Here is a 14,069-nt window from a genome sequence, read left to right as displayed (position 1 = left end):
ATAGGTTTTGTAGTAATCAATTGCGCACAACCTAATTAAATAAAAAAACTCAAGGAGTGAATGAACATGGAAACATTATACACAGCAAAATCAACAGCAGACGGTGGACGTACAGGTAAAGTGGTAAGCAGCGACGGATTGATCGATTTTGATTTGGCCATGCCTAAATCCCTCGGCGGATCTGGTGATATGGATTCCACCAACCCGGAACAACTATTCTCAGCAGGCTACGCAGCCTGCTTCGACAGCGCCCTTAACATGGTTGCACGTCAAGAACGCAAGAAAATCGACTCACGCGTAACAGCTGAAGTATCCATCGGCAAAGACACCGACGGCGGCTTCAAACTCGCAGTCGTCCTCACAGCTGCCATCAACGGCGTAGACGAAAGCGAAGCAAAAGATCTCATTGAAAAAGCACACCAAGCATGCCCGTACTCCAAAGCAACACGCGGCAACATCGACGTGGAATTGAAAACAGAAAGCTTCTGATTCATATCAAGCACAAAAGAACCCGAGCCGATTCTCTTTATGAGATTCGGCCCGGGTTTTCTTTTTATACGATTTGATTGACTCCAAGCAACGAAAGAAAGGGCGACCTTCCTTTCCTATTCCGTGTATAAAGGATGTCGCGACTGACTCCTGCGTGGATCAGAGGCAAGGTTGAGACCCTGAAGGCGCCAGCCGAAGCGGCTCAGGCTACCTCCCCGCCGGAAAGCAGCCGCCAGCGAAATGGAACGGTCTGCTTACTAAGAAACATGTGTCTTAGGGCAGTATAAGTCTGGTAGATATCGAGAGAATTTAGTGTGGATACCTAACCCATCAACTTGATACCCTTACACCATCAAAGAGTGCAATGAAGCGGAGGCGGCTGACTCCTGCGTGGATCAGAGGCAAGGTTGAGACCCTGGAGGCGCCAGCCGAAGCGGCTCAGGCTGCCTCCCCGCCGGAAAGCAGCCGCCGCAGCGAAATGGAACGGTCTACTATTTCTATTACATACAGACTCCACTCACAGTTCTTAGTACAAAATAACCAACACCACTTCTGACTATCCCCCATCTTGGACAGAATAACACCTATCAAGCTATACTTTTCCTATCTAGATCACTCTCGAAAGGAACGACGCCATGACTGCCATCATCACCATCGCTCTCATCCTGCTCATTTCCACCATCGCCATCCTGCGCTTCTACCCACCACTGGGAAGAAAGCCTTCCAAGGCACGCGTGGAATCTTCCACCGCGTTCAAGGATGGATCATTTAAAAATATAGAAGAAATCAACATGGGCACCAGCTTCTCCTCCACCGTTGGGATGCTCAAAGACTTCATGAAAAAAGACACGGAGCGGAAGCCTGCAGAGGCCATTCCCATGGTCCAAATCAAGCCGGGAACCCATATACACGAGACAGCCATCACGTGGTTCGGTCATTCAGCCACCCTGCTTGAACTAGAAGGAAAGCGACTGCTCTTGGATCCCATGTTCGGAAAAGCGCCCACTCCATTCCCATGGCTTTCTGGAAACCGGTTCAGCAAAGGCCTTCCGTTCTCCACCGAAGATCTTCTGCCCATCGATGCCATCCTTTTTTCACACGATCATTACGATCATTTGGATTACGGTACCATCAAACTGCTGAAAGAGTATATCCCTCAATTCTTTGTACCGATCGGGGTCGGAAGTCATTTGGAACGTTGGGGAGTGGAATCAGGACGCATAACGGAAGCAGACTGGTGGGATGAACTGGATTGGAAGGGGCTGAAGCTTGCCTTTACGCCGTCGAGGCATTTTTCAGGACGGAGCGTGAATGATCGCAACGCTACGCTTTGGGGCTCCTGGTGCATAATAGGGAAATCAAAGAAAGTGTTTTATTCGGGGGATGGAGGTTACGGGACTCATTTCAAGAAGATCGGGGAGAACTACGGACCGTTCGATTTGACCATCATGGAGTGCGGCCAATATGATCCCCGCTGGAAGGACGTCCACATGATGCCGGAAGAAACCGCTCAGGCCCACCTTGATGTGGGTGGTGATCTCATGCTTCCGGTCCACTGGGGAGCATTCGTCCTTTCATTCCATTCTTGGACTGATCCAATTGAACGGGTATCTGCCTCTGCCCAGCAATTGAATATCCCCCTCCTCACCCCCAAGATTGGGGAGCGACTGGTAGTCGAAAAAGGAGAAAGGGGCACACCCTACTGGTGGGAAGCATAAGGAGGCCTCTCCTTATGCTTTTTTTATAAAACGGCTTCCGCCAACAGTTCATACGACCTTTTCTTCGCCTCAAAGTCAGCTATGTTCGTGATGATCATGAACTCGTCCGTCCTGTATACTTCACTGAGCATATCCAGCTCCTCCTTCACCTTCTGGGGAGTTCCGATAAGCATCCTCTTCCGGTTGTCTTTGATCTTCTCTATTTCCGAAGGTCGTAGAATCCCGCTTTCAGCCGATGCCTGTGTGGGAATGCGGGTGTCGATGCCCCTTTCAACTTCAAGCAGCCAATGGTCCTGCGTCATGGCAAGGCGCTCGGCTTCTTCCTGTGTCGGGGCACAGACGACGAATATGCACACATTGCTCTTCGGATCCTGAAGTCCTGCTGATGGCCGGAACTGTTCATGGTAAAGATCCATCGCCCTCTTCCCGTTGGCCGGTGAGATGAAATGACCGAAGGTGAACGCTGTACCGAGTTCCGCCGCAAGCCTTGCTCCCCTGTGGGTGATGCCGAGGATCCACGGAATCACGCGTCCTTCTGTCATGGGATATGCCCGGACCTTCGATTCTCCCAGGTTCCACAAATAGGACTGAAGATCCTCTACTTGATGAGGGAATTCGTTCATGCTCTTTTTCACTCCATCCGTAAGGGCGATCCTGGTCTCATACGACCCACCAGGTGACCGTCCGATGCCAAGGTCGATCCGGCCGGGAAAAAGCGTTTCGAGAACCTTGAAATCTTCCGCTATCTTCAGCGGGCTGTACTGAGGCAGGAGGACGCCTCCAGAACCGATGCGGATCTTCTCTGTAATGGAAGCAAGATGTGAGATGAGCACCTGTGGAGCAGTACCAGCCATGCCGTTTGTATTATGATGCTCTGCCACCCAAAACCTTGTATAGCCCCACTCTTCTGCCAGCCGCGCAAGCTCCCCTGTCTGTTTGAACGCCTCCCCCGCCTCTTCTCCTACGGTCCGGACCGTTTGATCCAATACGCTTAATTTCATGAGTCACGCCCCTTTCTTGTTGTATCATTATCCCACTTTCATGAGTGGTTTAACACGGAATTGCTCATATCCGCTCAACCAAAAAAGGGCTCCCGTACAAAACGGGAAGCCCTTCTTCTTAGAGGGTGATCAACTTGATTTTATTGCCTGACGGATCCTTTGTGTGGAACCCGTTTTCAGACTGGTCAGCACTCGCGCCGATCGCTCGAAGGTTCACTGCAGCTTCATCGAGAGCTGACTGAGATGGATATACGAGCGTATAGGCATCCAGGCCGACCTGATTCTCTGCCGGACGTGGCGCCCCTGTCCCGTTCCACGTGTTCAGTCCGATATGATGGTGATAGCGCCCCGTCGACATGAAGATCGCCTGGCCCCCGTAGCGGGTGACGACATCGAATCCGAGTCCGTCATGGTAGAACGCTTCGGCTGCCTTCAGATCATTCACATGAAGATGGATATGTCCCATGACCGTATCGGCAGGAAGACCTGTCCACGGCTCTTCATCTGATTCAGCAAGGACTGCTCGCGCATCAACAGGCTCGGTACCCATCCTGACCTGATCGCCGTTCCATATCCAATCGGATGATGGGCGGTCACGATAGATTTCGATTCCGTTGCCGTCCGGGTCAGAAAGATACAGGGCTTCGCTGACTTCATGATCCCCTGATCCGAGTTGGATATTCGACGCAAGAAGATGATGGAGACTCTTGCCCAGTTCCTTCCGTGAAGGTAGCAGGATGGCAAAATGGTAGAGTCCTGTCGTCCTCCCTTGTTTTGCCTGTACCCCTTCCGGCTGGATGATCGTAAGGAGGGGCACCTTCCCATCAGCAGTCAGGACAGCCTTATGTCTGCTTTGTTCCAACACATCAAAACCGATGACTTCTTTGTAAAACGAGAGCGATCGCTCTAGATCCGTCACCTTGATCGTCACATTCCCAACATACGTATTCGGAGATTCATGAAATCCCATTGAACTCTTCCTCCTCTATGCTTTCTTCCAGCGATTATCTAATGCAAATGCAGATTGACTTGATAAAATGAAGTAAACCGACATGGCCAGCAGTGCCACATCCAACTCATAGCCTCCCACAAAACCGGCAGAAAATTTAACCGTCACGATGGCACCGAGCATAACCAAGGTAAATAGGGCTCCGATGATTCTTGTTCCAAGCCCGAGAATCATGGCCACGCCGCCGACAAGCTCGATGACGGCTACGATATAGGCCATGAATCCTGGGATTCCCATGCTGGAGAAGAAGTCCGCCGTATTGGAGAGCCCTCCCTGAAACTTATCCAACCCGTGGACAAAAAATGTAAACCCGAGAACGATACGTAAAATGAATGAAGCAATTGATTGCATAAAAGATCTGTTCCTCCTTGTTGTATTAAATCATAAAGTTACTTTATGTAACTTACTTTACTTAAATAACTAGGTTGTGTCAAGTAAACAAATTACTAAAAAACCTCAAATGTGGTATACTAGGCATATAGAAGGAGGCGCAAGCTGTGAAACAATCAGAAATTTGTCCTCGATTCGAGAAAGCAATCGGTATCCTCAGTCAAAGATGGACGACCTTGATCATCTATCAGCTATTGAACGGCCCTCAGCGGAACAGTGCCATCAAAGATGCCATCGGGATCAGTGGCAGGCTGCTCTCGGAAAGATTGAAGGATCTTGAGGAAGAAGGAATCATCAAACGTACCGTTTACCCCGAGACACCCGTAAGGATCGAATACTCCCTCACGGAAAAGGGGTATTCCCTTGAACCTTTGATGAAGGGGATCGAGCAATGGTCCCAAGACTGGATCGACCTATAAAAAGAGGCTGAGACAAATATGGTCATAGTAANTTTCCAGCGGTTGATCGGAGTGCAAGACGAAGACTCCAGCGGGAAGAGTAGCTGATGTGAGACCCCGCAGGCTTGCCGAGGAGGCTCACGGGCTACCCGCGGAAAGCGAAGTCTTGCACGGAGATCATGAGCGGTATTAAGATCCTATACTGATCGTGTTCGGCATTAAAGGGGCCTTTTTTAGTTTTGTCCCATCTTCTTTGTTTGTCATACGGTTACATAAATTGAAAATACTTGTTCCAAACATAGCCCTTCCAGTGTATATTTAGAGGAGCGAAATAACGGAAGAAGGTTGCGTATGTGGAAAAATAAAAACGTATGGATCCTGCTGAGCGGTGAGTTCATTGCCGGACTCGGACTGTGGCTCGGGATCATCGGGAACCTCGAGTTCATGCAGGAAAAAGTACCGTCTGATTTCATGAAGTCCCTGATCCTTGCTTCGGGATTGCTTGCCGGTCTCGCGGTCGGACCGTATGCCGGAAAGCTGATTGACAGGATGAAGAAAAAAACGGTCATGCTGGCTGCAGGGTTCATCCGGGTGGTGAGCGTGGTGTTCATGCTGATCGCCATCCACACCGGGTCCGTCCTATGGATGGTCGTTTTCCTCATGGTGATCCAGCTCTCTGCTGCATTCTATTTCCCTGCGCTTCAGGCAGCGATCCCCATGGTCGTAAAGGGAAAAGAGCTCCTGCAGATGAACGGGGTCCACATGAATGTGTCCACCCTATCAAGGATTCTCGGGACGGCACTTGGAGGCGTGCTCCTGGTCATCATGCCCCTCTATATGCTTTATATCCTTTCCCTTTTGGCGTATGCCATCCTATTCGGCCTCACCTGGTTCCTTTCATTCCAGGAAGAAGAGGCATCAACAGGGGCAAAAGGGAAATCAGGTGGATTCAAAGAAGTCTTCCCGGTGCTGAAGAACCTTCCCATCGTCTCCATGACGCTGATCATGACCCTCATCCCACTCCTGTTCATCGGGGGATTCAACCTGATGGTCATCAACATCAGTGAAATCCAGGACAGTACTGCCATCAAGGGATGGATTTATACGGCTGAGGGCCTCTCGTTCATGATCGGTGCCTTCGCCGTGAAGAGGATCGGGGAAAAGATCTCCCCTTATAGGATCCTGTTCACCTTCTCATTCATCATCGGGATTGCACAGCTGGTTCTGTACTTTGCAGGGAACCCGGTGCTGTCGGTACTGTCGTTCATCATCTTTGGTTTTGCCGTCGGCTGCTTCTTCCCGACAGCGGCCACCATCTTCCAGACGAGGATGCCGAAGGACTATCACGGGAGGTTCTTCTCGTTCCGGAATATGCTCGACCGGATGGCCTTTCAGGTTGTCCTTCTCATGACAGGACTGCTTCTCGATCTTGTCGGATTGCCTGTCATGACTGTCCTGTTCGGAGGATTCTCATTGATCATGACCACGATCTTCTACGTGAGGTTCAAAGCACTTCAAGAGGAGAAGGCACATGTAATCAACGTATAAAAAAAGACTGGGGCCACCTCTGTGGGGGCTCCAGTCTTTCTGTTTTTATTAAGCTTCAGATGTTTCCAACTGACGGCCACGGCGTTTCTTTGAGACCCATGCATAGGCAGCGATCGTAATGATGATGATACTTCCACAAACCACATAAAGGGATGAGTATCCGAGATGGGATGAAACGATTCCGAGAGCAAATGAACCGATGGCAATTCCAAGATCATACATGATAAAGAATGTTGACGTCGCATGACCGGTCCGTTCTTTCGGTGCTTTCTGGATGGCCATGGTCTGATAACTTGGGAGCAGCGCCCCATACCCAAGACCAATCAATCCTGCGGAAACCAACAGCAGTCCTGTTGTATGGGTCACACTGAGCATGAACAGCCCGATAGCAAAGATCACAAGGGAGGGATAGATGACGGCACTTGGACCTGAGCGGTCGAACAGGCGACCCGTGAACGGTCTTGATAGCAGCATGATTGCTGCAAACACCACGAAGAACAAGCTAACTGATTCGAACAGGCCAAGAGATTTCGCGTAAACCGATATGAACGACATGATCCCTGAATAGGCGAGGGACGTCAAGAATCCTACGAATGCGATCGGTAATGCCTTGAATTCAAAAATATCTTCGAGGGTCATGCGACCTTTCGGCGATACCTTCGTTTTCTCTTCTTCCACCACTTCGATCCCGAACGAGCAGGCGAAGCCGATCAGCAATACGACAGCAAGACCAAGGAAGATCATTTTAAACGGAAGGATTTGAAGCAGGGCCAATGATAGGAATGGTCCTACCACTACGGCAAGGTTCATGGACATGGCGAAATAACCGAGCCCTTCCCCCTTGCGCTCTGCAGGCACCATATCCGCTGCAAGCGTCATGAGGACGGTGGAACACAGGGCGAAAAAGATCCCGTGTACAAAACGCAATACCATCAACAGGAAGAAGCTGTTGACGAACGGATAAACGAACGTAAAGATACAAAATAAAAAAATGCCGGCGAGAAGTACTTTTCTCTTACCGAACACCTCAAGGATCTTACCTGCAAATAAACGGACGATGATGGCTGCAATCAAGAAAATCGTTGTCACAAGTCCTGCCTGACCTTCATTTCCGTTAAGATCATCCAGTACATATACCGGCAGTATGGTCAGCAACGAGTAAAATACAAGGAACATAAAGAAGTTATTAATGACGGTCATAATGAATGGCCGCGTCCAGATTGGCTTATTCATAACATTTCTCCTTACTGTTATTTAGTTTACTTACTTAATTAATGTCATGCTAATTATAACGCGGATTTGTGAATTTGTAAACATAGTTGCCATGACAACTACTTATGTCTATGATAAAATTACCCTTCCTCATTCACTTTTACGTTATGATAGAGGCAAGAATCTACTACTAGCAGGTGATGAAAAATGAACACGACTTTTGATGAATCCATCGGTTTGAATACGAGTCATACCATTCGCAACGTCATCCGGTATCTTACCGTCCATTTGAAGGAATTTGATCTTACGCCGGAGCAGTGGACCGTACTGAAGCGCCTGGCAGCCAATGACGGTATCAGTCAGAAAACATTAGCAGAGCTTGCCGACAAAGATCAGCCCACCGTCACAAGAATCCTTGATATCCTTGAGCGCAAGAATCTGATTTCAAAGAAAAAGAACGTCGACGATCGCCGCTCATTCCTCATCCACATCACGGAAAAAGGGAAGAACGTCCAGCAAGAACTCACCCCATTCATTGAAGATGTATTTGAAAATCAGATTTTGAAAGGGATTCCCGAAGAGAAGTTAGAAGTGTATAAGGAAGTCCTTCAACTCATCAATCAGAATATGAGGGACAGGACGGACTGAAGGAGGAGGCGGAACCTTGAGGAAAATACCTGTTGCCCTGCAGCTGTATACATTGCGGGAAGAAGTGAAGAAGGATTTCAAAGGTACATTGAGAAAAGTGGCTGAGATGGGGTTCGACGGAGTCGAGCTTGCAGGTCACGGCGGGCTGGGTATCGTGGAGGTCAAGGAGGCACTTCAATCCTGTGGATTACAAGCCATTTCCAGCCATGTGCCCCTCGCAGATCTGCGGAATGATCTGGAGAAGGTATTGGAGGAGCAACTGGAGCTCGGTGTGAAATTCATTGTATGCCCATACCTGACTGAAGAAGAGCGTGACTATGCGCTTTTGATCTCAGACTTGAATGCCATTGGGGAACGCTGTCACGAAGCCGGCCTCACCCTTTGCTACCACCATCATGATTTCGAAGTGCTGACAGAATATAATGGACGCCCGGCCCTTGCTTCTATATTGGAGGAAACGAACGTAAAGGCGGAGCTCGATCTATACTGGCTGACATATGCAGGGGAAAATCCCGCCAAGTGGATCGAACGCCACCATCCTCCCCTTGTTCACTTAAAGGATATGACCACTGATGGGGAACGCTTCTTCGCGGAACTCGGAACCGGTGGTGTTGACCTGGAGCCTGCCTTCGCCCAAGTAGAAAGCGCTAACATCCAATGGTGGATCGTTGAACAGGATGCCTCGAAGACGAGCCCCATCGAAAGCGTGAGGAAAAGCATGGATTATTTAAAACAGATTGGATTGGCCTAACGAAGAAAGAATTCTGCTTGCACTCCGGCAGGGTTCTTTCTTCGTTAGGCCAGATCTCCTCCAATTAAAAAAAGACCCGCACCTCGGGGGCCGGGTCAAACTTCCTGTCTGTATCTTACTTGATCAATGCCACGATTTTTCCTTTTACATGTCGTTCGGAAAGACGTTTGAGGGCGGCTGGTACTTCTTCCAAGCTCACCGTTTCTCCTAGCATTGGATCAATCTTACCGCTTGCCACAAGGTCAAGCAGGTCATCGCCGATGACCGCGAAATCTTTTTCGGCGTGACGATCTCCCGCATGGTGACCCGCCTGAAGGGCGATTTCATGGACAGACGGCACGATGGAGAATGGTGATACACCAGAAAGGTCAGGTGCCCCGGCGATGTAAGCGATATGCCCCATATAGGCAAGCATGTCCAAGGATTCAGTGGCACTTTGCCTGCTGACGGCATCCACTACGGCGTCTACTCCCCGTCCATCGGTCAGTTCCCGTACCTTTTCCACGACCTTTTCCTTTTTGTAGTCGACGACGTAATCCGCCCCAAGGGATTTCACATATTCATGATTGTGCTCAGACGCCGTGGAGATGATCGTCTTTCCTTGAAGCTTCGCAAGCTGGACGCCGAATCCACCGACTCCGCCTGCTCCTCCGTGGATCAGGATCGTCTGGATGTGATCCAGTGGCAATTTCCGGTGAATGGCCTGGTAGGCTGTGTATCCGGCAGTCGGCAATGCGGCTGCTTCTTCGAATGAAACCGAATCCGGAATAATGGATACCGAGTGAGCTTTCACCGTGCTGAATTCAGCAAATGATCCTTTCTTGGTCCAATCTCCGTGATAAAGGACGCGGTCTCCTACTTTTGGATGGTCAACGCCTTCTCCACATTCAACCACAACTCCCGCCCCATCAAGACCCAGGATATGAGGGTACGTCCAAGCGGCATTTCCATTGGTACCTGTTTTGTAATCAACCGGATTCAATCCTGCCGCATGAATCTCAACCAGGACTTCTCCTTTTCCGGGTGAAGGACGATCCACTTCCTCAACCTTCATCTCTTCCCATTGATTTTTCCCTTTTAACAGCAGTGCTTTCATCTATATTTCCTCCTTTATTTTCATGCTATGAACTGATAACTTCTAGGTATATAATATATACTGTCTAACCATACCGCAAGTAGGCACTATTCTGTGCCCCAGTTACCGAATGGAAACCATACAGGGAGGAGAAACACCATGAAAGAACTTCAGCAAGACTACCACTGTGCCATCGATATGGTCATTGAGTTGATCGGAGGAAAGTGGAAAGTATTGATATTATGGAATTTGAACGAGGGGGACAAACGCTTTAATGAGTTGAGGCGCTCCATCCCCGACATCACCCAGAAGATGCTCACCCAGCAATTACGGGAACTGGAGGCCCATGGTCTTGTATCCCGCACCGTATTCCAGGAAGTCCCTCCCAGAGTGGAATATGCCACGACTGACCTCGGCAAAAAGCTTCAGAAAACCCTCTTTGAAATGTGCAGATGGGGAGATGATTATGCAGAGGAAAAGGGCATCAACATGAACCGCTGCTGGACGACCTATGACTTCATGGAGAAACAGACCTGATTCCAGGCTCGAATACACGACAGCATTCAACACTATTTCCCGGGAAACGGGTTGAATGCTGTTGAAACTAGGCGCGTATGAATGGCAGGGTCATACAGCGGATCCCTCCGCCTCCTTTTTCCAATTCATTCACGTCCACTTCGATGATGCGTAATTGCTTCCGTTTCGGGTGTTCCTTCAGGATGTGCCTGTTCATTTTCGTAGAGACAAGCAAGGTTTCCGGATTCAGATTCAGGAAATTGATATCCGCTACCGTATGGGACACGTCGTCGGTCCAAAGGATGTCATAACCGTGCCTCCTCAGGAAATCCCCAAGCATATAATAACGGGATTCCCCCTCACGGACGACCTGTACAGGCAGGAAACGCATATACCCTTTAGCCAGGATCACTCCTTCGCCCACCGCATTGAGATTCATATCCAGATGAAGGGTATCACCTCTCCGCGGGAGATCGATGATGGCGATTTCACTATAGCCTGCGTCAAACATCTTCCCCTGCACGGCTTCGATGCTTTCGATACTTGTCCTCAGACCCGTATTGACGAGGATTGCGTCTTTATTTAACAACATAAGATCCCCGTACTCCAGTGCCTTCAGTTCATTGTTATCCTCAATCCGGAAAATATCCGGTTCAAACCATTCACTGAAGAGACGGTGTGAATGTGCATACTCCGGCGCCCTCATCGATGTCCCGGCATCTCCGGGGATGAGCCGGTCACGAAACACACAGGCAAGATCCCTCACAAAGATCCTGTTGATGAGTTGACGACTCAGCGCAGCATCATCCTCCTTCAGATAGTCTGCATAATCAATGACCTTGACACCTTCCGACTCCATCGCTGCCTTCATCGCCTGGAAGTTTTCCAACGCGATCTCATGATCGACAGGTTTTTCCCACTGCACGTAATCCGCTGTTTTTTGGTCGGGAACGTCCAGGGTGGAAGGGGAACATACCAGTACGGTCTTCAATTCACCAAATTCATTTTCACATCTCGGCTGTATCTTATCCATGTCTTTGCCTCCATCACTTCATATGCTCATTAGAATCCCCCTTGCATCATCCGACCATACAAAAAAAGAGACAAGGAACCCTCATCTCTTAGCGGCTTTCAAGCTATTCAAAAATGGACATTTACTAATGGAGGCATCATCATCTCCCAGATAGTATTGCTGCCATTCAAAATTATCTTCCTGACCGTACCACTTCAAACTAGGATGAACCTCTACCTCATCGTACTTTTCAAGGCGATCTCTGATGACTTTTTTCATTTTTTGGCCAAGGGGTGTACCTGAATTGATATCTTCGAACACCCATCGCGGCTGAAAGGCCATCATGAAGTAAGGGAAGTGCCGACTCTTCCGCTTTTGATGAGCAGGGGTCGCACAGAATGCAAAGTATGACTCTCCGTGATGACAGAATTCCCATGAATGATGGGAGGGATCTTCTGAAATGCCTTCAGGCCATGGTACGGGGTCATCTGCGTGAAGCTGATTCAGCAGCGCCCAGAATCGATCCCTGAATCCATCGACTGTTCCTTCCTTCCATTCAAAGAATACGACCAAGGACGTAAATGTGCCGGCTGACCTCGACATGCGTGTATATTCTGACAGCATGGAAGCGAGTTTTTCCCCTGCGGCTTCCTGTTCGCCTGAAGCGAATCCGTACCTTACCATATCTTTTTGAAAGCCTTGAACTCCTGGAACGCAAGGGTATGGCTGATCACGATTTTCCATCATTCCCTTGAAATAGTCGTATGCCTCTTGCTCCCATTCTTTCATCGCGTCCCTGTTCCCTTCGATCCATTCACGATTCAGAATCATTGGTGTCCCCCCTCGGAAATACACCACATGATATGAAACTGTCATGAACTGGGTGTCTGTCTAGGAGAACAATACATCCGCTGCACGGATGGCAAAGTAAATACCGAAGCCGAACATGACCACTCCAGAGAGTATCGAGATGAGACGCAATGCACCCGGACGGACATATTTCTTGGCGCCCGTGGCAATGAAGGCCATGGTGATATCCCAAATCGTGATCCCGATAAAGATCCCAAGGCTATATAGGAGGACATGACCTGTCCCGTAGGAGGAAGTCGTTTGAGCAAGGATCGAACCGTATATCCCAAGCCAAAAAATGATGCTGAGGGGATTGGATAGAGCCATGATAAAACCTGTCCATAGCGATCTTTTCTTGGACTCTTCTTCAGCTTCCTGTTGCGGTTGAATCAGTTCATGGGATTTCGCAATACTTTCAATACCCGTGAAGATCAGGATGAACGCACCCGACATCCACAGGATCAACTGGATGATCGGTGTATCGATGAACGGTGCGAGACCAAAGTAAATGGCAAGCATGAAGATGGCGTCGGCTCCCATGCCTCCGACGCCTACGAGCCATGAATGCCAAAACCCATAGCGTATCCCCTTGTCCAACTGAGCCGCATTGATTGGCCCCATCGGTGCAGACAAAGATAATCCAAGGAAGATATAACTGAAGAAAATACTCATGAATGCCCACCTTTACCACGTCTTTCTTCCATTGTATTCAGGCTTGTCTTGAAATAGTCGTGGATATTGTGGCGGGGACCTTCTGCTTTGCATGTAATCCTGCGCAGTGTACATACTAAATGGCGAATGACAGTTTCCAGGAGGGATACACAATGGACCAACAGCCTATCAACCAGCAACACATGCAGGCACCACCTAATCATGGAGGGCATGAACTATTTGATGCCCACGAAGTGATTGCAGGCATCATCTCCATGCTTGATCAGTATCAAATGTATGAGCCCCACATTCAGGACCCGGCCCTGAAGGACATCCTTCATCGTCAGTCTTCATTTGTGACAACGCTATATAATACCATTGTCGAGAGCTTCTCGACAGGGAGCAAGCCACAGGTTCCGACACAGGTGTACGAGATGACGCAGGAGCATCAAACCGTTTATGGCATCAAAGCAGGAGCACCTAAAAAGCCGAATGCATCTGTACAGGACCTATCGGACAATGGCTTATCCGCTTACATGCTCGGTCAGACCAAGTCACTCGCCTCCCTTCTTGCCATGACGGCCCTTGAAATGACCAATCCCGTCCTAAGAAGAGTGGTGGCCGACAGTGTGCCGAACTTCATCGAGATGAGCTACGAAACCTTCCTTTATCAGAATAAACATGGGTACTATCAGGTTCCCCAGCTGCAGGCTCAGGACATGGCCCTCATGCTTCAAAGCTATGCCCCTTCCAATCAAACTAAGCATTGATCAAAAAAAGGATGGGACAAAACTAAAAAAGG

16 protein-coding genes are annotated in these 14,069 nt (G+C 49.2%); 8 read left to right on the top strand and 8 right to left on the bottom strand.

What is annotated here, in order from left to right:
- The first annotated feature begins 66 nt into the window (after positions 1–66).
- Positions 67–489, top strand: a complete 423-nt coding sequence (locus tag AF331_RS17035) for an organic hydroperoxide resistance protein (protein WP_053429267.1) — start codon at positions 67–69, stop codon at positions 487–489.
- Between the two features lie 635 nt (positions 490–1,124).
- Positions 1,125–2,207 (top strand): MBL fold metallo-hydrolase, encoded by a 1,083-nt coding sequence (locus tag AF331_RS17030; RefSeq protein WP_053429266.1) that lies wholly within the window; start codon positions 1,125–1,127, stop codon positions 2,205–2,207.
- Between the two features lie 23 nt (positions 2,208–2,230).
- Here AF331_RS17030 and AF331_RS17025 read toward each other — a convergent pair whose 3' ends face one another.
- The 3 genes from AF331_RS17025 to AF331_RS17015 form a co-directional block, all read right to left on the bottom strand.
- Positions 2,231–3,208 carry an LLM class flavin-dependent oxidoreductase gene (locus AF331_RS17025; protein ID WP_053429265.1) on the bottom strand — a complete coding sequence of 326 codons (978 nt, stop codon included), beginning with the start codon at positions 3,206–3,208 and terminating at the stop codon, positions 2,231–2,233.
- A gap of 118 nt (positions 3,209–3,326) precedes the next feature.
- Complete coding sequence (locus tag AF331_RS17020) at positions 3,327–4,178, bottom strand: VOC family protein (RefSeq protein WP_053429264.1); 852 nt, start codon at positions 4,176–4,178, stop codon at positions 3,327–3,329.
- Positions 4,179–4,193: 15 nt separating this feature from the next.
- A complete protein-coding gene (locus AF331_RS17015; RefSeq protein ID WP_053429263.1) occupies positions 4,194–4,568 on the bottom strand; it encodes a DoxX family protein in 375 nt (124 codons plus the stop codon).
- Positions 4,569–4,714: 146 nt separating this feature from the next.
- Here AF331_RS17015 and AF331_RS17010 point away from each other — a divergent pair, with 146 nt between their 5' ends.
- Together AF331_RS17010 and AF331_RS17005 are read left to right on the top strand one after the other, a co-directional pair.
- Positions 4,715–5,026 carry a winged helix-turn-helix transcriptional regulator gene (locus tag AF331_RS17010; RefSeq protein ID WP_053429262.1) on the top strand — a complete coding sequence of 104 codons (312 nt, stop codon included), beginning with the start codon at positions 4,715–4,717 and terminating at the stop codon, positions 5,024–5,026.
- 330 nt (positions 5,027–5,356) lie between these two features.
- Positions 5,357–6,553: an MFS transporter gene (locus AF331_RS17005; RefSeq protein ID WP_053429261.1), complete on the top strand. Its 1,197-nt coding sequence runs from the start codon at positions 5,357–5,359 to the stop codon at positions 6,551–6,553.
- 48 nt (positions 6,554–6,601) lie between these two features.
- On the opposite strand, the gene AF331_RS17000 is transcribed toward AF331_RS17005, so the two are convergent.
- Positions 6,602–7,786: an MFS transporter gene (locus AF331_RS17000; protein WP_053429260.1), complete on the bottom strand. Its 1,185-nt coding sequence runs from the start codon at positions 7,784–7,786 to the stop codon at positions 6,602–6,604.
- 186 nt (positions 7,787–7,972) lie between these two features.
- On the opposite strand from AF331_RS17000, the gene AF331_RS16995 reads away from it, so the two are divergent.
- Entirely contained in the window at positions 7,973–8,413 is a 441-nt protein-coding gene (locus AF331_RS16995) for a MarR family winged helix-turn-helix transcriptional regulator (protein WP_048007097.1), read from the top strand.
- A gap of 16 nt (positions 8,414–8,429) precedes the next feature.
- Positions 8,430–9,164: a sugar phosphate isomerase/epimerase family protein gene (locus tag AF331_RS16990; RefSeq protein ID WP_053429259.1), complete on the top strand. Its 735-nt coding sequence runs from the start codon at positions 8,430–8,432 to the stop codon at positions 9,162–9,164.
- A 115-nt stretch (positions 9,165–9,279) separates the two neighbouring features.
- Here the strand turns inward: AF331_RS16990 and AF331_RS16985 are convergent, their stop codons facing one another.
- Positions 9,280–10,260, bottom strand: coding sequence for a zinc-binding dehydrogenase (locus AF331_RS16985; RefSeq protein ID WP_053429258.1), 981 nt, complete (start codon positions 10,258–10,260; stop codon positions 9,280–9,282).
- A gap of 138 nt (positions 10,261–10,398) precedes the next feature.
- Here AF331_RS16985 and AF331_RS16980 point away from each other — a divergent pair, with 138 nt between their 5' ends.
- On the top strand, positions 10,399–10,776 hold the full coding sequence (locus AF331_RS16980) for a winged helix-turn-helix transcriptional regulator (protein WP_053429257.1): 378 nt from the start codon (positions 10,399–10,401) through the stop codon (positions 10,774–10,776).
- A 67-nt stretch (positions 10,777–10,843) separates the two neighbouring features.
- Here AF331_RS16980 and AF331_RS16975 read toward each other — a convergent pair whose 3' ends face one another.
- From AF331_RS16975 to AF331_RS16965, 3 genes are all read right to left on the bottom strand, one after another.
- Complete coding sequence (locus AF331_RS16975; protein WP_053429256.1) at positions 10,844–11,788, bottom strand: arginine deiminase family protein; 945 nt, start codon at positions 11,786–11,788, stop codon at positions 10,844–10,846.
- Positions 11,789–11,869: 81 nt separating this feature from the next.
- Positions 11,870–12,598, bottom strand: a complete 729-nt coding sequence (locus tag AF331_RS16970; protein ID WP_053429255.1) for a YqcI/YcgG family protein — start codon at positions 12,596–12,598, stop codon at positions 11,870–11,872.
- Positions 12,599–12,658: 60 nt separating this feature from the next.
- Complete coding sequence (locus AF331_RS16965) at positions 12,659–13,288, bottom strand: LysE family translocator (RefSeq protein ID WP_053429254.1); 630 nt, start codon at positions 13,286–13,288, stop codon at positions 12,659–12,661.
- A 152-nt stretch (positions 13,289–13,440) separates the two neighbouring features.
- Here AF331_RS16965 and AF331_RS16960 point away from each other — a divergent pair, with 152 nt between their 5' ends.
- Positions 13,441–14,037, top strand: coding sequence for a spore coat protein (locus AF331_RS16960; protein ID WP_053429253.1), 597 nt, complete (start codon positions 13,441–13,443; stop codon positions 14,035–14,037).
- Positions 14,038–14,069 lie beyond the last annotated feature (32 nt).

The sequence above is a fragment of the Rossellomorea marisflavi genome (assembly GCF_001274775.1).
Lineage (GTDB): Bacteria > Bacillota > Bacilli > Bacillales > Bacillaceae_B > Rossellomorea > Rossellomorea marisflavi.
This window is presented reverse-complemented; position numbering and strand designations above follow the sequence as displayed.

Bases quoted from the DNA above. Each gene is read 5' to 3' on its own strand.
- AF331_RS17035 (WP_053429267.1), top strand. From the start codon at position 67: ATGGAAACATTATACACAGCAAAATCAACAGCAGACGGTGGACGTACA.
- AF331_RS17030 (WP_053429266.1), top strand. From the start codon at position 1,125: ATGACTGCCATCATCACCATCGCTCTCATCCTGCTCATTTCCACCATC.
- AF331_RS17025 (WP_053429265.1), bottom strand. From the start codon at position 3,208: ATGAAATTAAGCGTATTGGATCAAACGGTCCGGACCGTAGGAGAAGAG.
- AF331_RS17020 (WP_053429264.1), bottom strand. From the start codon at position 4,178: ATGGGATTTCATGAATCTCCGAATACGTATGTTGGGAATGTGACGATC.
- AF331_RS17015 (WP_053429263.1), bottom strand. From the start codon at position 4,568: ATGCAATCAATTGCTTCATTCATTTTACGTATCGTTCTCGGGTTTACA.
- AF331_RS17005 (WP_053429261.1), top strand. From the start codon at position 5,357: ATGTGGAAAAATAAAAACGTATGGATCCTGCTGAGCGGTGAGTTCATT.
- AF331_RS17000 (WP_053429260.1), bottom strand. From the start codon at position 7,786: ATGAATAAGCCAATCTGGACGCGGCCATTCATTATGACCGTCATTAAT.
- AF331_RS16995 (WP_048007097.1), top strand. From the start codon at position 7,973: ATGAACACGACTTTTGATGAATCCATCGGTTTGAATACGAGTCATACC.
- AF331_RS16985 (WP_053429258.1), bottom strand. From the start codon at position 10,260: ATGAAAGCACTGCTGTTAAAAGGGAAAAATCAATGGGAAGAGATGAAG.
- AF331_RS16980 (WP_053429257.1), top strand. From the start codon at position 10,399: ATGAAAGAACTTCAGCAAGACTACCACTGTGCCATCGATATGGTCATT.
- AF331_RS16975 (WP_053429256.1), bottom strand. From the start codon at position 11,788: ATGGATAAGATACAGCCGAGATGTGAAAATGAATTTGGTGAATTGAAG.
- AF331_RS16970 (WP_053429255.1), bottom strand. From the start codon at position 12,598: ATGATTCTGAATCGTGAATGGATCGAAGGGAACAGGGACGCGATGAAA.
- AF331_RS16965 (WP_053429254.1), bottom strand. From the start codon at position 13,288: ATGAGTATTTTCTTCAGTTATATCTTCCTTGGATTATCTTTGTCTGCA.
- AF331_RS16960 (WP_053429253.1), top strand. From the start codon at position 13,441: ATGGACCAACAGCCTATCAACCAGCAACACATGCAGGCACCACCTAAT.